The organism is Thauera sp. WH-2, from assembly GCF_048321015.1.
Taxonomy (GTDB): domain Bacteria; phylum Pseudomonadota; class Gammaproteobacteria; order Burkholderiales; family Rhodocyclaceae; genus Thauera.
On sequence record NZ_JBLWFG010000008.1, the window covers coordinates 78,066 to 97,566 of the forward strand.

The window sequence follows — 19,501 nt, forward strand, 5'->3', positions numbered from 1 at the left end:
CACATGACGCCCCCCTCGCGACGCCGACAGCCGCTCACGCACGCCGTCGCCCTCCCGCACCCCGCTCTCAGCCCGCTCTCAGCCAACCCAAATCCGTCACACGATCATGCGCAGTCTCCGCTCCGCCCTCCTCCCCCTGTTCATCCTCAGCACAGCCGCTGGCGCGAATGACCGCGTCGAGACCGGCAAGCTCCCGGCCGATGCCATCGCCGCCGCCTTCGCCCCCGCCGCCAGCGACGGCTGCGCGTCCGCCTCCGAACCCTGCGCCGCGCCGACCTCCTCCGCCGTCACGGATTTCGCCAAGCTCGTGCGCGACGTGCTCGACGGCCGCGCACCGCAGGCCCTTCGCTTCGCCGAAACCGGGACGCTGTTCGAGCTTCGCGGCGAGTTCGACCACGTGCGCGAGGCCGGCACCGACGGCGGCGAGCGGCGGACGCAGCGGGCGCGCGGCGGCCAGGCCCGCTATGGCCTGCACCAGCCCGAAATCGTTGTGCGCAAGGGGCATGTCCGCTTCGACCAGCGCGACTACCCCTACCACGGCACTTTCGACGTGAAGGGTGGGGTCGAGAGCCGCTACTACTGCGCCGACTACCCTCACCACTGCGTGGTGCTCGAGTTTCCCCTCGAAAGCGCCGAGCCGGGGAGCATGATCCTGGAGCCCTCGCCGGGCACGGTGGGCGTCCAGTGGTTCGACATCGCGCCGGTGGACATCAGCCAGCGAGCGCACGTGGTCGACGAGAAACGCTGGTCGGGCTGGCTGGGCACCTTGACCGATCAGCGCGATGCCGCAAATCTGATGCGCTCCCGGATCGACTACGTGGGCATTCTGCGCATGACGGCCGGGGACGGCAGCCCGATCAGCGCCCCCGAGAGTGACTGGCTGAAGTTCGGATCGGCGGGCTGCATGGTGACGCTCACGCTCGATGCCGCGACCCGATCCATCGCCCTGACGGGAATTGTCGCCTGCGACGCAAACTCGACCGGGAGCCGACTCGACATCGGCAGCGCGCAACTTGGCGGCGCTGTGTCCTCCGAGCGGCCAGGCGTGGCGGCGTCGCGTATCGTCGCGCCGGTGCAGCCACCCGCGGTGGGCTACACGGCCACGATCCGCCCCAACGACATCAGCACCGCACCACTGACGACGGTAACCGATCGCTGGCAGGCGGTCCACGGCGCCATATTCGGCGCCAGCGCCGAATCTTTGGTGATGACTTTTGCCGGCGCCAACAGCGCATTCACCATCAGCGCCCTGCGCAAGGACCTCGTTCTGGATGGCGAAGACCTCAACCTCAGCCGCGAAGCGCTCATTCCGGAGCCCGTGGACGAAACGGACGAAACGGAGGAGGCGGAGGAGCCCTGACCCGAGCATCCGCAATCAGGCGGCCAAAGCCCCTCTTCTTTGCGCCATGGGTTTCCGCGACGGCTCCGATCAGCCCGCATGTCATCAGGAAACCAACAAACTGCGCGGCGACCAGCGCGAACTCAACGAACTGCCAGCCGGGGGCGGAGAGCGTTGACTCACTGCCAGAGAGACGCGGGCTGCCGCGCACCCGTTTTCGGCATCGGAGACGCGAGCGGCATGTCTCCAGGGAACCCGCGTGAAACCACGCGGATCATTCCCCTGCCCGGCGCCCCTCCTGACGCAGGATCATGACCGGCCATCCGCTGCGATCCGGTCCTTCCAGGCCGAGCGCCTCGCGGAGGCACGCATCATCACCAACGAGGTCTGCAAGCGACACACCGTCCAAGGCAGAGAGAAATGCATGCAAAGCGCCATCGAGGACGCCCTTTAGCCGGCAGGCCGGATCGAGCAAGCAGTGCGATTTCGTTCCGAAACACTCGACCAATGCGAGGCTGGGCTCGATCTGACGAACCACGTCGCCCAAGCCGATCTCGATTGCGGGTCGCGCCAGCTTCATTCCTCCCCCCTTGCCACGCGCGCCGTCGATGAAGCCTTTTCCGACCAACTCGGTGACGATCTTCATCAAGTGGCTACGCGAGATGTCGAAGCGCTCGGCCACCTCCTTGATGGTGACGCGCCGTTCGGGACATGCCCCAAGGTACATAAGAACCCGAAGCGCGTAGTCGGTGTGCTGTGTGATGTTCATTTCCGGGAGAAGCGAGCGCCGTTAGCGCGCGACAGCCTTTTCGAGCATCTTGTCCAGGCCGCGCATCACGGTGAGATTGGCCTTCTCCATTGCCTGCAGCTCAGCCAGCGCTGCCTCGAGCTCGCCGCGCGCATGCAGTTCCACCGCGCGCCGTGCGTGCACATGAACTGCGCGATGCGGATCTTCGAGCTCTGCATATCCAGCAAGCCCTGCAAAACGTTCACGCCCTTCTCCGTCGTAGTACCACCGACCGAGTCGGCAGTGCTTCTCGTCAGGCAAGTCTTCCGGACGCAGGCTCGAAACACCAAGGAACACCTTGTACACCTCGAGCTTTAGCGTGAGTTCGTCGATGTTCGCCAGCTCAACATTGGAGAGCAATGCGGAAGAGGTCACCGCCTGCTCCATGCGGCGGGACAACTCGAGCAGGTTCTTCATGCTCTGCACCGCCTGCTTGCTCTCGGCGGAGTGCCGGCCAGCGTCTGACGCACCGACTTCCATGACTTCGCGTGCGGCCCGCGTCTCCTCCTGGATATTCTCCACCAGGGTCGCGATCTCGGTGGTCGCGCCCGCCGTCCGCTCTGCCAGTTTGCGCACCTCATCGGCAACAACTGCAAATCCCCGGCCCGCATCGCCGGCGCGCGCCGCCTCGATCGCCGCGTTGAGGGCGAGCAGGTTGGTCTGATCGGCGATCTCCTTGATCAGCCGCACGATACCGCCGATCTCCTCGGCACGCCGGCTGAGGGTTCCGACATTCCTGGAGGCCTCTTCCATGCGCTCGAACATCTTGTGCAGGTTGTCCGCGATGCGCTCGAAGGCGCTGCGACTGCTGTCGGACTGCGCCGCCGCCTCGAGTGCAGATGCCTTCTCGTCGTTGAGCGTGGTGGCGAGGCCGAAAAAGGACTCACGCACGCCGCCAAGCGAATCGCCAAAGCTTCCCAAACTCGTGAATACGCCATCAAGAACCGCACGCTCACGGCGCAGCATCTCTGTCTGCGCGCGAAGCTCAAGCCGTTCATCCTCAAGCAAGCGGACACGTTCATGCAAGGAGGCGTTGGCCTGTTGCAGTTGCAGATTCTCGGCCTCGGCAGTGTGCAGCCGAGCTTTCTGTCGAGTGAAGAACATCTTGATCTCTTGTTGGCGCCTTAAAGAGTCATATTATATGATTCTTTTCAGGCGACAAAGAGCTTTAGCGTGAAATTCAAACCCGCATGGCACACAAGGCGGGCGCGTCGATGACGCACCCGCCTGCTCACCAGACTGCTTGAGGATCCGCTCAGGCGAGCGTATCCATTGCCGCCGCCAGGATGTCGAGGCCTTCATCGAGAATTGCACGCTCGATGGTCAGAGGCACCATGAGCCGCAGCACGTTCCCGTAGCTGCCGCACGACAGCAGCAACAGACCTCGCTGAAGGGCCGCAGCAATGACCGCTTTGGCAATCTCCGGGGCCGGGCGCGCATGGTCGCCGTCATGGAAGAACTCCACTGCCACCATCGCACCGAGACCGCGCACATCGCCGATGCACTTGTGCCGCGCAGCCATCTCGCGCAGCCGCATCTGCATGTGATCACCCACCTCCAGGGCTCGCGTGCAGAGGCTCTCTTCTTCCATTACATCAAGAACCGCAAGCGCAGCCGAGCAGGCAATCGGGGCGCCAGCATAGGTTCCACCAAGACCTCCCGGTCCGAGCTTGTCCATCACATCGGCACGGCCCACCACCGCAGATATGGGGAAGCCGCCGCCCAAGCCCTTGGCAAGCGTGATCAGATCAGGAACCACGCCGCTGTGCTCGATCGCGAACATCTTGCCGCAGCGACCGATCCCGGACTGAATTTCATCGGCGATCAGCAAGATGCCATGCTTGTCGGCGAGGGCGCGGAGTCGCTGCAGGAATTCTGCAGGCGCCGGGTAGTAGCCCCCCTCGCCCTGTACCGGCTCGATGATGAATGCGGCAACGCGGCTCGCCTCGATATCGTTCTTGAACAAAAGCTCGATGCCATGGATGGCGTCATCGACGCTGATTCCGTGCAACGCGCATGGATAAGGGGCGTGGTAGATCTCTCCCGGGAAAGGGCCAACCCCGAGTTTGTACGGATCGATCTTTCCAGTCAGGCCAAGAGCCAACAGCGTGCGCCCATGGAAGCCACCGTTGAAAGCAATCACGCCCGGGCGCCCCGTATAGGCACGCGCAATCTTGATCGCGTTCTCGACGGCCTCTGCGCCGGTGCTCACCAACATGGACTTCTTCGGTGCGTCTCCGGGGGCAAGGGCATTCAGTCGCTCCGCCAGACGCAGATAGCTATCGTATGCAACGACCTGAAAGGCAGTGTGACTGAAGCACTCGAGTTGTCGCTGCGCAGCCTCAACCACCCTTGGGTGGTTATGACCCGTGTTGACGACCGCGATACCCGCGACGAAGTCGATGTAGCGGCGGCCTTCGACATCCCATAGTTCCGCATTCTGTGCCTTGGCCGCGAAGAGCGGGTGTGCCTGGCCGACACCGCGCGGCAGTGCGGCAGCACGGCGCTCCATGAGTCCGGAATTTGTCGGCGCAGAGGGAAGGGAATTGGCGTTCATGCTTGTCTCCTGATGAGTCGATTGGTGAATCGGGGGGCTCACTGCACACCACCCATGCACAGATACTTGATCTCGAGATAGTCCTCGATGCCGTACTTGGAGCCCTCTCGCCCGAGGCCGGAGGATTTCATCCCCCCGAACGGAGCGACCTCAGTCGAGATCAGGCCGGTGTTGATACCGACGATGCCGTACTCGAGCGCCTCGGCCACTCGCCAAACACGGTTCATCGAGTTGGCGAAGAAGTAGGCGGCCAAGCCAAACTCGGTATCGTTGGCCATTCGGATGGCCTCGGCTTCATCCTTGAATCGGAACAGGGGTGCGACCGGGCCGAAAGTTTCCTCGCGCGCCACCTTCATCGCCGGCGTGACGTCTGCAAGGATGGTCGGCTCGAAGAAGCTGCCGCCGAGCGCATGACGCTTGCCCCCAGCAAGAACACGAGCGCCCTTCTGCACCGCATCGGCGATGTGCTCTTCAACCTTCGCAACCGCGTTCATGTCGATCAACGGACCTTGGGTGGTGCCTTCAGACAGACCGTTGCCCACTTTCAGCCGCGCAACCGCGGCGGCTAGCTTGGCCGCGAAGGCATCGTAGACGCCGTCCTGTACGAGCAAGCGGTTGGCGCAGACGCAGGTCTGCCCGGTGTTGCGGTACTTGGAGGCAAGCGCTCCCTCGACCGCAGCATCAAGATCGGCATCATCGAAGACGATGAAGGGCGCGTTGCCGCCGAGTTCGAGCGAGAGCTTCTTGATGCTCGGTGCACACTGCGACATGAGCTTGACGCCAATCTCCGTTGAGCCGGTGAAGGTCAGCTTCCTGACGATCGGGTTGGCGGTAAGCTCGCCGCCAATCTCCGCCGCTCCGCCTGTAACCACACTGAACACACCCTTCGGCACGCCGGCGCGTTCCGCGAGGACGGCCAGCGCGAGCGCAGAGTAAGGCGTCTGGCTCGCGGGCTTGAGCACCATCGTGCACCCGGCTGCGAGCGCCGGCCCCACTTTGCGAGTGATCATCGCTGCCGGGAAATTCCACGGGGTGATCGCCGCGCACACCCCGATCGGTTCCTTGGTTACGACGATGCGCTTGTCCGACTGGTGACCGGGGATCACATCGCCATAAATGCGCTTGCCTTCCTCAGCAAACCATTCGATGAAGGAGGCTGCATAAAGCACCTCGCCGCGCGCCTCGGCAAGCGGCTTGCCCTGCTCGCTGGTCATGAGCACTGCAAGGTCTTCCTGGTTTGCAAGAATCAACTCGAACCAGCGCCGCAGAATCTTCGCCCGGGCACCCGCCGTCAGCGCACGCCACGCCGGCCAGGCCGCATTGGCAGCCTCGATCGCGCGGCGGGTCTCTGCTGCACCCACTCGGGGGATGGTGCCAAGCCGTTCGCCGTTGGCAGGGTTGTGGATGGTCAAGGTGGCGCCATCATCGGCGTCGATCCACTGCCCGTCGACGTAGCAACGGGTGCGGAACAAGTCGGGGTCTTTGAGGTTCAGGGTCATGGCGAGTTTCCGTCGAGTGGTCAAGAAGTCGTGCGCATTTGCGCCGATACGATCGGTCAACCGGCTCGGGGCCGTCAGCGTTGCGGCAATCCATCAAGCAGGCGGTGCACGCAAGCAGTCTAAGAACTAACTGGAACCACAATAGAACCAGTTCACGCTAAATTGATGGAACCACTTTTCCGGAATCGGGAAGCATGGATGACCACCTGAACACCGAACTGATTGCCAACGCCTTTTCTCGCCAGGCAGAGCGTGGCGGGCTACGCGACCGGCTCTACCTTGCCGTTCGCCAAGCCATTCTTACCGGTCGGCTGCAACCGGGGAGCGAGCTCCCCTCGTCCCGCGCACTCGCCGCCGAGTTAGGGGTCGGGCGCAACACGGTGGTCAGGGCATACGAGCAGTTGCTTGCAGAGGGCTACCTGGCTGGCCGCCCTGGCTCGGGGACCTTCGTGTCAGACACGATTGCGCCCGATCAAGGGGCCGTTCAACGGAATGTGGGTCGGTCTGCCCCGGTGGTCCTCAGCAGGCGCGGGCAAGACCTGCTGGGTGGGGCCGCGAGCAGTCGCCTGCAGGCCGGCGCGTTCGTCCCGGGGGTCCCGGATATCAGCCGCTTTCCGTTCTCGATCTGGCGTCGATTGCTTGCCCGCCATTTGCGCCCGGAGCATCGCCAGCTCGCACAGTATGGTTTTGGCGGCTATGGCCCTCTAAAAGCTGCACTGGCCAACTACCTTGCAGTGACGCGCATGATGGCGTGCGCACCACAACAGCTGATCATCGTGAATGGCACTCATCAAGCCTTGGACCTTGCAGCGCGGCTCCTCGCCGATCCGGGGGACAGGGCCTGGATGGAGGATCCCGGGTATTGGGGCGCTCGCAACGTTCTGCGCGCGAGCGGCCTTGACGTCGTTCCGCAGCCCGTTGACGCTCAGGGGTTGGCAATCAGGCCCGGTGACCGCGACCGACCACCGCGGCTGATCTTCGTATCCCCATCGAGTCAATACCCGACCGGGGCGGTGATGTCCCTTGAACGCCGGCTCGACTTGCTGGATTACGCCGCTCGCAACGACGCATGGATTGTCGAGGACGACTACGACAACGAGATCCGCTATCACCCGCAACCGCTCGCGTCCCTCTTCGGCCTCTCAGCGGCACAGCGCGTGATCTACGTCGGAACCTTCAGCAAGGTGCTCTACCCGGGGCTGCGTCTGGCCTACATGGTTGTTCCGCCCGCCCTGGTGGACGCCTTCACGGTCGGCAATACAGAGCTCTACAGGGAGGGGCGCCTGGCTGAACAGGCCGCGCTGGCAGAGTTCATCGAGGACGGCCACTTCGGAGCGCACATCAGGCGAATGCGCGCGATCTACCATGAACGCCTGGATACCTTGAGAGGCGTCCTGCACAGCGAGCTCGGTGGCGCCGCAACCTGTATGGGCGGACATGCGGGCCTGCATTTGCCCGTGCGGTTCGAAGTGCCAGTTGACGACCGAGCGCTGTCCAGCCAGGCCTTGCAAATGGGCGTCATCTGCATGCCCCTATCGAGCTATTCCACCGGTGTCGATACGCGCCAGGCGGGCATGGTCCTGGGGTTCGCACCCGTCCCGGCCGAGCGGATCCGCGCCCCCGCCGAAATTCTGGTCCGATTGATCGAGCGCCAGCTAACGTCCCACAGAGGATAAGGCTGCAGACGGCCACGCCCCATGGCGCGACGAAATAACCAACACGCACGAACGCCCCGGCACAACCGGGGACATAACCGCCCCAAGCCCCCTCCGGCGCACCTCAAGCCTCGGCCACTGCAGCGACTGGGCGGGCAACTCAGAGCGCGCGTGTTTGCCAGTAGGCCCCCGAGTGAAAAACGAGCGGCTCCCCGGCACAGTCATCGTAATGCAGTACCCGTCCCACAAAAATCATGTGATCTCCAGCCAGATGCCGCGCTTGCACCGCACACTCGAAGATTGCAAGCGCCTTATCCAGCACAGGAACACCTCTCGGGCTGAGCCGCCACGGCACCCCTGCGAATCGGTCCAGTCCTTTGGTGGAAAAGCGGCGGGACAAGTCAGTCTGATCGCTGGCCAGGACATTCACCCCGAAACGGTCCCCGCGTTCAAAGTGAGTAAACGAGGAAGAGTTAAGCGCAAGGCTCCACAACACCAGCGGTGGATCCAGCGACACAGAACTGAAGGAGTTGGCGGTGACCCCCGCGGGCGCACCGCACTCCTGCGTTGTCGTCATCACCGTCACCCCGGTGGCAAACCTCGACAAAGCGCGCCGATACTGTTTCCACTCAGTCTCAGGGTCGATCTTCTCAGCAATCACGTGGTCCATGGCAGTTCCTTGGCTTTCGGTTGGACTCCCTGAGCAAGAAGCGCGCCCGGCTTATTAATCCATTGATTCCGCTGATCTACGCTCTCCAGCTCGATGCGCAGAAAGCCGTTGTGCTGCCATCCTGCAGCAGGTCGAGATCGCGGGCAAAGAATCCCCCCACCCGCCCCTGCGCCGCCGTGCAGCCCGCGGAAATGCAGGCGCGCCAGCCGTTCTGCCCACACGAGGGATAGCCCTCCCTTGCCATGACGTGCTGCACCTACGCCGCATGGACTGTTCTCGTGCCATCCAGAACCCCAACCCAGCCACAACGCGGATAGCAACCTTCCGAGCCCTATGCTGCATTTCTGCATCACCCTCAGCAAATGAGCTTATTCCTGCATCACGCAGAACCCACGTCAAACAACCATTAGATCCTTGAATTCAAGGAAAAACGTTCCAAATCCAAGGCTGGCACGATTATTGAATGGCAGGTACGCCGGTGCCGCTGATGTGCGGCCAGGCGGTCTAGCAAGCAACGCGTCTCCAGAAGGAGCAACAAGGTGAAGAACCGAAATGCCGCATTCCCGCCACAACCTGCGCGCCATTCCACAACGCACAAGGGGCGCGTGCGCGGGGAGAGCCATCACCCGCTCCGGGAGGTCGTGGATCGGTGCGTACTCGCCCCGGATCTGCAAATCGACTTGAGCAAAGTCGCGTAAAGGCTCCCTTCACTTGCCGGGCTTTCTCAGTCGGCAATTGGCTTCCGGGCGGGAGCAACCGCCATCCCGCCCGGTTTTTTTATTCCAAATCGAAGAGTACGTGATGGAAACAAGAGAGCTCTTTTGGGGCCTGACATCCTTCGGAACGATCATCTTCTATCTGATCGGCTTCTCGGCCATCGGAGCGTTTCTCTGGGGTGTCACCCGCAGCATTGCGAAGTACCGACGGGGACAACCGTCCCCGGTGAAACTGGACTGGACGGCTGGAATCAAGCGCATGGCGTCCGACCTGTTGTCGCATCGCACGCTGCGCCGTCGCGACCCGGTCGCTGGTGCTGCGCACGCTGCAATTTTCTTCGGTTTTCTGGTGCTCTTCATCGGCACCGCAATCATTACCCTTGAATATGACATCCTCAACCCCCTGTTCGGGGTCACGTTCTGGAAGGGAACCTTCTTCCTCATCTTCAGCTTGACCCTCGACCTGGCAGGGCTCGCCGTGGCAGGCGGCGTCGTCACCATGATGATCAGGCGCGCCACCTTCAAACTGGAGAAGCTCGATTATCGACGCACCTACGCGGGCGAAACCGAGCTTCGCGAAGTGGGTCGTCAATGGAAGGTGGAGGACTGGGTCTTTCTCGTCGCCTTGCTGGTGATCATCCTTACCGGCTTTGTCCAGGAAGGTCTTCGCCATGCACTGGAACAACCTTCGTGGGGCGCCTGGGAACCCGTCGGAAATGCGCTCGGCACGCTCTTCCTCGGTCTTGGCCTGACGTCCGAGGGTGTCGCCTCCATCCGTTCAGCCAACTGGTGGTTGCACGGCATCGCGGCACTATCGTTCATAGTTGCACTGCCCTGGTACAAGGCCAAGCACATGATCGCGGCAATGGGTTCGCTCGCGGCACGCGATCCGCTAGCGTTGAAACGCCTCCCCAAGCCAGCACCCGATGCCGCTACGGTCGGCGTCAGCAAGATGTCCGATTTCTCGTGGAAGGACATGCTCGACTTCGATGCATGCACGAAATGCGGCCGCTGCCACGAGGCGTGCCCAGCGCGCGCAGCCGGCTACCCCCTGAGCCCGCGCGACCTGATCCTCGACCTCCGTCTCCATAATCAGAAGACACAGGGTAAAGAGGATCCGTCCGTCCGTCTGATCGGGGACGTTATCGATCCCGAGACACTCTGGTCCTGTCGCACCTGTGGCGCATGCCTGGAAATCTGCCCGGTCGGCATCGAACACCCGGTAAAGATCGTGCAGATGCGCCGTCAGCTGATCGAAAGCGACCAGCTCGACCCGCTGCTGCGAACAATGCTCAACACGATTGGAACGTCGGGCAACAGCTTCGGTGAGCCCGCGCGAAAACGCGCCGCCTGGACCCGCGAACTGGAGTTCAAGATCAAGGATATCCGCCACGACCAGGCAGAGACCTTGTGGTTTGTAGGCGATCAAGCCTCGTTCGACCCGCGCAACCAGAAGGTAAGCCGTACGGTCGCCCGTCTGCTGAAGGCTGGCGGCGTGGACTTCGGGCTGCTGTATGAAGGCGAGAAAACCGCAGGCAATGATGTGCGCCGCATCGGAGAGGAGGGCCTGTTCGAATCGCTCGTGGACCATAACCTTGAGCAGATGAAGGCAGCAAAACCCTTCCAACGCATTGTCACCACCGACCCGCACAGCCTGAACACCCTTCACAACGAGTACCCCGAATACGGTGAGCTTGCACCCGTCTTCCATTACACGGAGTTGCTCCAGGACCTGCTCGAGCGCGGCGCGCTGAAGGTAACCAAGCCGCTCGGCCTGCGGGTGACTTACCACGATCCCTGTCACCTCGGTCGCCTCAACAAGCGCTATGACGCGCCGCGTCGTGTGCTCGAGCTGATCGGATGCGAGCTGATCGAAATGCCCCGCAACCGCGACAACTCTTTCTGCTGCGGCGCAGGCGGGGGCCGCATCTGGATTCCCGATCGCCCCGGCACCCAGAAGCCGTCGCAGATGCGTGTTCAGGAAGCAGCCGAGCTAGGCGGTATCGATGTATTCGTCACCAGTTGTCCCAAGGATCTCACCATGTTTGAAGATGCACGGAAAACCGCCGGCTACGAAAAGGACTTCGTCGTCGAGGATATTGCTGACCTGGTCGCCAAGGCCATCGAACTGGACGCAATCGATCTGCGCGATCTGCCGAACCTCACGGAAAAGATCACCGCCGCCATCGCCGAGCGCGTGGCAACAGCGGTCGCCGATCGCCTGGACGCCCTGCTCAGCAGCCGTGGCGCCATGCCCATCCCAACCCCACTCCCAACCCACCTTCCCACCCCACTCCCAACTCAATCCGCTGGCCCTGCCAGCCTTTCCAGTGACGCCCCGCCCCACGCTCCTGCCGCGCCCATCACGCCGGTCGCCGCCCCGAATGCACCGATTGCCGCCACGCCCGCCTGGCAGGCAACGCCGGTGAGTGCCGCCAAGCTCAGCCCCTATGAGCTTGCGCCACGCGAAGGCGTTCGTATCCTCGTGCCGGTCAAACAGATCGGAAAGCTGGGTGACGAGTTCAAGTTCGCATCCGACCAACGCAGCATCCCGGCCGAGTACTTCGAATACCAGTTCAATGAATGGGACGACACTGCGCTGGAGCAGGCGCTCAAAACCATCGAATCCCTGGGGAGCGGAGAAGTGGTCGTAGTCACCGTCGGACCCCCGGAGGCCGAGGACACCCTGCGCAAGGCGCTCGCGAAAGGTGCTCATCGCGGCATCAGGGTCTGGAACGACGCGCTGTCCGACGCCGATCCAGTCGCGGTCGCACGCCTGCTCGCCGGCGTGGCGGAGCAAGAAAAGCCCGACCTGATCATCACCGGCGCGCAGTCGGGAGACCAATCGAACGGCGCAACCGGCACTGCGCTGGCACGGCTGCTCAAGCTGCCCTGCGCTGCACTGGTGGTCGAGACGGAATGGAACGGCAAGGATGCAATGACCGTGACCCGAGAGCTTGAAGGCGGGCTCCGGCACAAGGTCAGGATTGAAACCCCCGCCCTGGTGACGATGCAGACCGGCGCGAACGTACCGCGCTACGCCACGATGCGGATGGTTAAGCTCGCAAAATCAAAGCCGATCGTGGAAATCACGGTGGAAGAAAACGAGGCCGCCTACCGTGCGGCGCACACGAACAGGATGTTCGTTCCGCCCGCGACCCGAGCAGAAATGCTCGAAGGCAATGCCAGCGAAGTTGCTGCAAAAGTAATCGAGATCATTCAGGAAAAGATGGGAGCCAAGGCATGAGCGGAATCCTGGTTGTTGCAGAACACACGCGCGGCGCGCTGTCGGATCTGACCGGCGAGTTGATCGGTGCGTCCACGCAGATCAAGGACAAGATCGGCGGCCCCGTACGCGTGCTGGTGGTCGGAGAGCAGCCGGACACATTTGTCGAAGCCCTTCGCTTCGAAGGTGTCGATGAAATCCTCCTTGCCCGCACCGAGAACCCGCATTTCGACGCCGCCGCCAGCGAAGCAGCCGTGCTGGCAGCCGCCAAGCAGTGCGAACCATCGCTGATCCTCGTCGGGCACTCGGCAAATGGCCTCAGCTTTGGGGCGGGACTAGCGGTGTGCCTGGGAAGCGGCTTTGCAGCAGATGTGTTCGGGATCGACATCGCCGAGCATGGCCTACGCGTCACCCGCAGTGGCTACGGTAACAAGGTGAACGTGGAAATCGACTTTCCCCAGAAACCGATCGTGGTTCTGACCGTACGCGGCGCAACCTTCAAGCCCCCTCTCAGCGGCGGAGAAGCCGTCGTCACACCTCTTCAACTCGATCTCGAATCGGTCACTGGACGGTACGCCCATGAGGACTTCATTGAAGCCCCATCGTCGGGCGTCGACATCGGCAAAGCCGATTTCATCATGTCCATCGGGCGCGGCATCCAGGACGAAAAGAACGTGCCGCGCTTCGCCGACCTGGCAGACCGAATCGGAGCAACCCTCGGGTGCTCGCGCCCCATCGCCGACTCCGGCTGGCTACACAAGGCACACCAGGTCGGCCTTACCGGAAAGGTTGCCGGCAACTGCAAGCTCTATCTTGCCCTTGGCATCTCGGGCGCAGTACAGCACCTGCACGGAATGAAGCACGTCGAAACCATCATCGCCGTAAACACGGATCCGAACGCACCCATTTACAACGTCGCCACCTACGGCTGCGTGATGGATGTCTTCGCGTTTGCGGACGCGCTCGAGAAAGCCATCGAAGGGACGAGCGCCTGAGCACCGGGCCGGGTCGGGGCCGGCCAATCCGATCTAGCGTCGCTCGACGCTGGGCCACAGGAAAAAACGACTCATTGCGGACATCCCGGGCGGCTGCGAGATTCGTGCGACAGCCAGATGCAGGAACTGCTGGCCCCTGCCCAGTCGTATCCAAACGACCGTAGAATGCTTCGTCCCGGTATCCCCTCATTGCCGCTAGAGAAATGTCATGACTATTGATGGCACGTGCGATCTTGATGCAATGCTGATCTTCGTTTTCGACGAGACCGAGACGATAAGGTATTGCAGCCCATCGGCAGAGAACCTCTTGGGCACGTGTGGGCAACGGCATCTTTCGCAGCTTGTCGAAGCAGCCAGCACGAAGATCCTGCTCGAACTCGCCACAACGCTCCCGGTTGGCGTACCCCCGACACCCAGCATGCTGACCCTCCTCACCCGCGAGGGGAGCATGATTGCCGTCGCCGCCCAGGTCGGAAGAATCACGCTCCCGGACCATTCATCCGCATGGCGCGTGACGGCCATTCCAACTCCCGGGTTCGAGCGCTGGATCAACGACCTCGTGCAGTCCAAAGCGCTGCTCGAGAGCTTTGCAGAACTCTCATCGGAAGCGATGTGGTGCATCGAATTCTCGGAGCCAGTGGACCTCTCCGTCGACGATGACGACGTGATTCGGCAGGTGTTCGAGAATGACTGTCATTGGCTCATGTGCAACAGCTCCATGGCGCGCATCTACAACCTGCCGCCAGGGCTCGACCTGAACAAGCAGCCCGTCGCCCAGTATTTTCCACGGACGGCCGAGAATGAGGCTTTCGTTCGTCAGATTCTGGAGGCGAATTTTTCGATCGACGGCGTCCTCAGCATCGATACCCGCCACGATGGCGCTCCGATTTACGTTGAAAACACCGTACGGACCCAGATACACGACGGCCACTTATTGAGAATGTGGGGTACGGTTCGGGATGTCACGGATTTCCGCAGGACGAACAACCGGTTAAGCGAGGAAGCCCGTGATGTGAGCAGCATTCTGGGTGCAGCTCCTGACGCGATTGTCGTGGTGAACCGCAACAGAGAGGTAATTGCCCTGAACCCGGCATTCGAACGACTTTCAGGATGGAACGCCGAGCAATTACTGGAGAACGACATCAATTCCATTCTCGACCTTGACTGCCCACTGCCCGGCGGCGGATGCTGGTACAGCATAAACCGCCAACGCTGGCTGGCCGAGATCAAAGCACAGGCCGGCAAGCCGATTCTCTGCGATATCCAGAGCGCACCAGTCGATGAAGAAGCGCCTGAGCGCTTCGTACTGTCACTTCGCCCGGCAAACACCACAGAGAACCTGACCTAGATCGGGTGAGTACGAGCCCCTGCCTTCCATAGGCACGGAGGAGGAGGATGGGAATGAAGTTCCTGAGCAGTGCGGAGAGTTTTTCCAACGGCTTTTCAGGTGTCGACCTCGAGCCCCTGTTCGCAGACAAGCGATGGCAAGCGCTCGGAGACATGATGCCGGACGGGTTGATTCTGGTCGACCGCAGCGGAATCATCCGATACATCAACTCCGCGGCCGAGAGCATTACGGAGACGGCACGGAAGACAGTGGTCGGGCAGACGCTTTCAGGCTTCGCGTCAGAATCGCATCTTCAGTTCGCAGACGTGATCGACATCTTTGTGCGCGGTGGCAGGGTGAACAAGGTGATCAGCGACCATGAAGGTCGAAGCTATCTGTTATCCACCCGCATTCATCGCCATATCGACGGGGAAAAGAACTGCTTTCTCATCCTTTTGAGAAATCTCAGTGCGTTCAAGAAACTCGTTGCCGAAGCGGAAGGCGGAGATGCATCCGCCCCGCCTGGATCGCAATCGAACGAAAACGGGCGCGGCGGGAAGGATCCCGTCATCATCGGAGATGCGACCACCACGATGCTCCAGCGCGGACTTCGAGCTATTTCGATGGGTAGTCGCCTGCTGATCCTGGGTGAGTCCGGCGTCGGCAAGAGCGAGTTGGCCCGCGTCCTGCACCGGCGTTCGGGCTCGAGTGGCCGCCCCTTCGTTCATGTGAACTGTGGCTCCATCCCTGACTCTTTGTTCGAATCTGAAATGTTCGGCTACGAGCGCGGCTCATTTACCGGTGCCTTGAACAAGGGAAAGAAGGGCCTTATCGAGTCTGCCGATGGAGGAACCCTGTTTCTGGACGAGATCGGCGAGATTCCCCTCCACTGTCAGGCAAAGATTCTTCAGGTTCTCGAGGAAGGAATGGTGCAACGGGTCGGAGCGACTGTTCCACGAAAGCTGCGCCTGCAGATCATTACCGCAACCAACCGGGACCTTGGGCAACTTGTGTCGGAAGGTCGATTCCGACGTGACCTTTTTTATCGCCTAAGCGTAGTCACCCTGCACCTTGCCCCACTGAGGGAAAGGCAGGAGTTGATTGCGCCACTGACCGAGCGCTTTCTTGCCGAAGTGAATCGGCGTCGCGCGACACCACTCAAGCTTGATAGTGGCTGCCAGGCCCATCTTCAAGGCTATTCGTATCCAGGCAACATTCGAGAGTTGGAAAACATAGTCGAATACCTTGCAGTCGTGTGTGACAGCGTGGCGACAGCATCTGACCTTCCGATTGACAGAAGTATTGACTTGGCGCGGCCACCATTGGCCTCCGAGCTTATTAACGAATCCACCGAGGATTCACTCCCTCCGCCAGTCTCCTCCAGTTTTGATCTTCGCTCTGCTGTGCGACGCTACGAATCTCAGCTGATCGACGCGGCGATCAAGTCCGAGGGCAGCAAACGCAAGGCGGCTGAACTGCTCGGCGTCGACATCGCCACGATCGTTCGCAAGAGCAAGGCGAATTAAATACCGGTGTGTGTCGAGCGCACCTATTCAGAGTGCTGCAGAAAATCATCACATCCGCTGCAAGTGCACCGTCAATCCGCGAACGAATCCTGCGCTCACCCAGCAGAATCCAGCAAAGCATGCCCTCCCAGACTGGCATGGAACATGCTTAATTCGTCCGTCAAGCCCGATCGTATTTTCACGCTGAATATTTGCGCTTGAGTCAAGGTGGGCGGCAAAGGATCACCACATCGAACCGCCCATTCGGTCTCGCAGCACGGCAGTGGATCTTCGCCCCCTCTGCAGATGCAAAAGAACGAGCGCATTCCGATCGCAGACCGCTTTGCGGCGATCGGCTGACGCCTGTGAACCGCACATATTCAGCGCCCCTGTTCGGGTGTGACGATGACCGGCAATACCAATTGATTGTCCATACCTGGAAAGAAGGAGACGCCATGAGTACAAATACACTCAAGAATTTCATCAACGGGCAGTACGTCGATTCTCAAAGCGGCGAATTCTTCGAGCTGGTGAGCCCTGTGACGGGCGAAGCATATGCACGCAGCCCGAATTCGAACGATGCAGACGTGGATGCGGCCTACGCCGCTGCGCGCGCTGCATTCAAGACCTGGGGACGCAGCACGCCCTCTGCAAGACAGAAAGCCCTGTTGGCGCTGGCTGATGCAGTGGAGAAGAATGGCGACCGGCTGATCGAGGCGCAAAGCCGGAATACCGGCCAACTCAAGCACATGATTGCGGCCGAAGAGGTTGCGGTTTCCGTGGATCAGATCCGGTTCTTCGCCGGAGCTGCCCGCTTTCTGGAGGGAAAGGCAACCACGGAGTACATGGACGGCCTCACGTCCAGCATCCGCCGGGAGCCCGTGGGCGTCGTGGGCCAGGTAACCCCCTGGAACTACCCGCTGATGATGGCTGTATGGAAGATTGCTCCCGCGCTCGCCGCGGGGGATACCGTCGTTCTGAAGCCCGCCGACACAACCCCCGAAAGCACCCTGCTGCTGGCTGAACTCGCCGCACCCCACTTTCCCCCGGGCGCCTTCAACGTCGTTCTCGGCAATGCAAGCACCGGCGCAAAGGTCGTCTCGCACAGAACCCCGGCGCTCGTGTCCATCACCGGCTCCGTGCGCGCGGGACTCGAGGTTGCGGCGTCCGCAGCCGCCAACCTGACGCGCGCTCACCTCGAACTTGGCGGCAAGGCTCCCGTTGTGGTTTTTGAGGATGCCGACCTGGATCTTGCTGCCTCCCATATCGCCACAACCGGTTTCTTCAATGCCGGCCAGGACTGCACGGCTGCCGCACGCGTTCTGGTCGCGGAATCCGTACACGATGCCTTCGTCGCCAAACTGGTCGCGGCGGCGCGCAATACCCGCTTCGGATCCCCGGACGACAAGGATGCGCTCTACGGTTCGCTGAACAGCGCCAGCCAGCTGGAGCGAATCAAGGGCTTCATTGATCGCCTTCCGCCCCATGCAAAGGTGGAGACCGGAGGCAAGCAAGGCGACCGTGCCGGCTACTACTTCGAGCCGACTGTGATCACAGGTCTGGAGCAGCATGACGAAGCGATCCAGACCGAGATCTTCGGCCCGGTAATCACGGTACAGAAGTTCTCGGACGAAGAGGATGCGATCGACAAAGCCAACGACGTCGAGTATGGGCTGGCGTCGAGCGTGTGGACGCGAGACCATGGGCGTGCCGTGCGACTTTCTCGCGAGCTGGATTTCGGTACAGTCTGGATCAACACACACATTCCGCTTACCGCCGAAGCCCCGCATGGCGGCTTCAAGCGCTCCGGGTACGGCAAGGACTTGTCGGCCTATGGATTCGAGGAATACACACGCGTCAAGCATGTGATGAGCTCGAATAGCTGATCCAGCCTGGGATGGACCGCGGATCGAGGCTACCCTTCCTCCGCGTAAGGGCGGGTGCATGAGCGCCCGCCCTTCAGTCTTCCGAGGACCGTAGCGGGTGGCTACGACCACGCACTAGCACCAATCAAGGGGCAGAGGTACCTGGCAGGCCCCGTCCATGCTTGGGTTGCCTGCGCGCAAAGAAGCAGAGGACCAGGATTCCAACGAGCGTGCCCACGATCATCGTTCCGATGAAGCCGAAATCAGGGCTGGCTGACATGGCAAGGCCCGAGACCGTCGGGCCAAGGATCGCACCTGCCTGGTACATGATCAGGAATGCCGCATTTGCGACGGCCAGATCTCGGCCTGGAACGGTCTCACCGATGATCGCAAGGGCGAGGGTATAGAAGCTCACGAGTTGCCCGCCGACAATGAAGATCAGGACGTGGGCCAGCCAGCCCGTATCGATCAACGCCGCCGTCACTGTGCTTGTGATGACGAAACAGACAGCCAGTGCGATGAGCACGAGGGCCCGCGGCAATCGATCCGCAAGCCACGCGATGGCGAACTGCAACACGACCCCGCCCGCCATGCAGACGGTAAGAAAACGCAGCGCCTCCTCACCGGTCATGCCGTTGCGAACCGCATAGTTTGCCAGCAGCGAGAAGTGGCTCATCTCCAGGAAGCCTCCCAGAAAAGCGCCTGTCATCGCCACCGGAACGAGCAGCAATGCCCCGGCTACGCCAGTCTCGGAGTGGCACGGCAGCACGGGCGCCAAGCGAGTGGCCAGCAGAATCGGCACGACGGCCAGGATGATTCCGAGCGCGCCGATCAGGAACGGCCAGATTTCGTCTATCCCGACGATCTCGAGCAAGAAGGGACCCGCCGCAAAACCCGAGAACAGCGCGATCGAGTAGAGCGCGATCATCCGCGCCCTTGCCGCGTCGGTCGTCACCGTGTTGATCCAGGTTTCACCAACCAACCAAGGCAGAGCCAACCCGGCCCCCATCAGGAAACGGATCGCAATCCATGCTTCCGGGATGGGCAGCACCGCCATCAGCATGAATCCACTGGCAACAATCAAACAACCCAAGGTCATCGATTGCACGGGACCAAGCCATCCGACCAAGCGCGGAAAGAGCGGGAGAAGAAGAAAGATGGCAAGCGCTGGCGCACCCCCGGCCAGCCCGGACATCCAGGCATCCAAGCCCCATTTCTCGAAGGTCAGCGAGGTCAGTGGATAGCCGATACCGTACGATATCCCCACGCCAAGGGTGGAGATGACGACAGCTGCGATGCTCAGCGCACGCTGACGCGACGAAAGAGGATTCGTTGGCATTGAAACGGAACAAAGACACTC

13 protein-coding genes are annotated in these 19,501 nt (G+C 61.6%); 7 read left to right on the top strand and 6 right to left on the bottom strand.

The annotated features are described in order from the left end of the window. The first annotated feature begins 106 nt into the window (after positions 1–106). Entirely contained in the window at positions 107–1,360 is a 1,254-nt protein-coding gene (locus ACNKW1_RS13235; protein ID WP_418365066.1) for a hypothetical protein, read from the top strand. A gap of 253 nt (positions 1,361–1,613) precedes the next feature. Here ACNKW1_RS13235 and ACNKW1_RS13240 read toward each other — a convergent pair whose 3' ends face one another. From ACNKW1_RS13240 to gabD, 4 genes are all read right to left on the bottom strand, one after another. Next, the gene (locus ACNKW1_RS13240) at positions 1,614–2,108 is read right to left on the bottom strand and encodes an RrF2 family transcriptional regulator (RefSeq protein ID WP_418365067.1); all 495 of its coding nucleotides are present in this window, start codon (positions 2,106–2,108) and stop codon (positions 1,614–1,616) included. 21 nt (positions 2,109–2,129) lie between these two features. After that, positions 2,130–3,230 carry a methyl-accepting chemotaxis protein gene (locus tag ACNKW1_RS13245; protein WP_418365068.1) on the bottom strand — a complete coding sequence of 367 codons (1,101 nt, stop codon included), beginning with the start codon at positions 3,228–3,230 and terminating at the stop codon, positions 2,130–2,132. A 151-nt stretch (positions 3,231–3,381) separates the two neighbouring features. Next, positions 3,382–4,683 carry a 4-aminobutyrate--2-oxoglutarate transaminase gene (gabT, locus tag ACNKW1_RS13250; protein WP_418365069.1) on the bottom strand — a complete coding sequence of 434 codons (1,302 nt, stop codon included), beginning with the start codon at positions 4,681–4,683 and terminating at the stop codon, positions 3,382–3,384. Positions 4,684–4,721: 38 nt separating this feature from the next. Next, a complete protein-coding gene (gabD, locus tag ACNKW1_RS13255) occupies positions 4,722–6,182 on the bottom strand; it encodes an NADP-dependent succinate-semialdehyde dehydrogenase (protein WP_418365070.1) in 1,461 nt (486 codons plus the stop codon). A 194-nt stretch (positions 6,183–6,376) separates the two neighbouring features. Here gabD and ACNKW1_RS13260 point away from each other — a divergent pair, with 194 nt between their 5' ends. Beyond that, on the top strand, positions 6,377–7,858 hold the full coding sequence (locus tag ACNKW1_RS13260) for a PLP-dependent aminotransferase family protein (RefSeq protein ID WP_418365071.1): 1,482 nt from the start codon (positions 6,377–6,379) through the stop codon (positions 7,856–7,858). A 139-nt stretch (positions 7,859–7,997) separates the two neighbouring features. Here the strand turns inward: ACNKW1_RS13260 and ACNKW1_RS13265 are convergent, their stop codons facing one another. Further along, on the bottom strand, positions 7,998–8,507 hold the full coding sequence (locus ACNKW1_RS13265; RefSeq protein WP_418365072.1) for a flavin reductase family protein: 510 nt from the start codon (positions 8,505–8,507) through the stop codon (positions 7,998–8,000). A gap of 801 nt (positions 8,508–9,308) precedes the next feature. On the opposite strand from ACNKW1_RS13265, the gene ACNKW1_RS13270 reads away from it, so the two are divergent. The 5 genes from ACNKW1_RS13270 (at position 9,309) to ACNKW1_RS13290 (ending at position 18,162) form a co-directional block, all read left to right on the top strand. Next, positions 9,309–12,470, top strand: coding sequence for a heterodisulfide reductase-related iron-sulfur binding cluster (locus tag ACNKW1_RS13270; protein WP_418365073.1), 3,162 nt, complete (start codon positions 9,309–9,311; stop codon positions 12,468–12,470). Further along, on the top strand, positions 12,467–13,444 hold the full coding sequence (locus ACNKW1_RS13275; RefSeq protein WP_418365074.1) for an electron transfer flavoprotein subunit alpha/FixB family protein: 978 nt from the start codon (positions 12,467–12,469) through the stop codon (positions 13,442–13,444). The genes ACNKW1_RS13270 and ACNKW1_RS13275 overlap by 4 nt, the downstream gene beginning before the upstream one ends. 208 nt (positions 13,445–13,652) lie before the next feature. After that, complete coding sequence (locus ACNKW1_RS13280; RefSeq protein WP_418365075.1) at positions 13,653–14,792, top strand: PAS domain-containing protein; 1,140 nt, start codon at positions 13,653–13,655, stop codon at positions 14,790–14,792. A 53-nt stretch (positions 14,793–14,845) separates the two neighbouring features. Next, positions 14,846–16,297 (top strand): sigma-54 interaction domain-containing protein, encoded by a 1,452-nt coding sequence (locus ACNKW1_RS13285; protein ID WP_418365076.1) that lies wholly within the window; start codon positions 14,846–14,848, stop codon positions 16,295–16,297. A gap of 344 nt (positions 16,298–16,641) precedes the next feature. Continuing rightward, entirely contained in the window at positions 16,642–18,162 is a 1,521-nt protein-coding gene (locus ACNKW1_RS13290; protein WP_418365077.1) for a gamma-aminobutyraldehyde dehydrogenase, read from the top strand. Between the two features lie 124 nt (positions 18,163–18,286). On the opposite strand, the gene ACNKW1_RS13295 is transcribed toward ACNKW1_RS13290, so the two are convergent. Then, positions 18,287–19,480, bottom strand: a complete 1,194-nt coding sequence (locus ACNKW1_RS13295) for an MFS transporter (RefSeq protein WP_418365078.1) — start codon at positions 19,478–19,480, stop codon at positions 18,287–18,289. Positions 19,481–19,501: the final 21 nt, after the last annotated feature.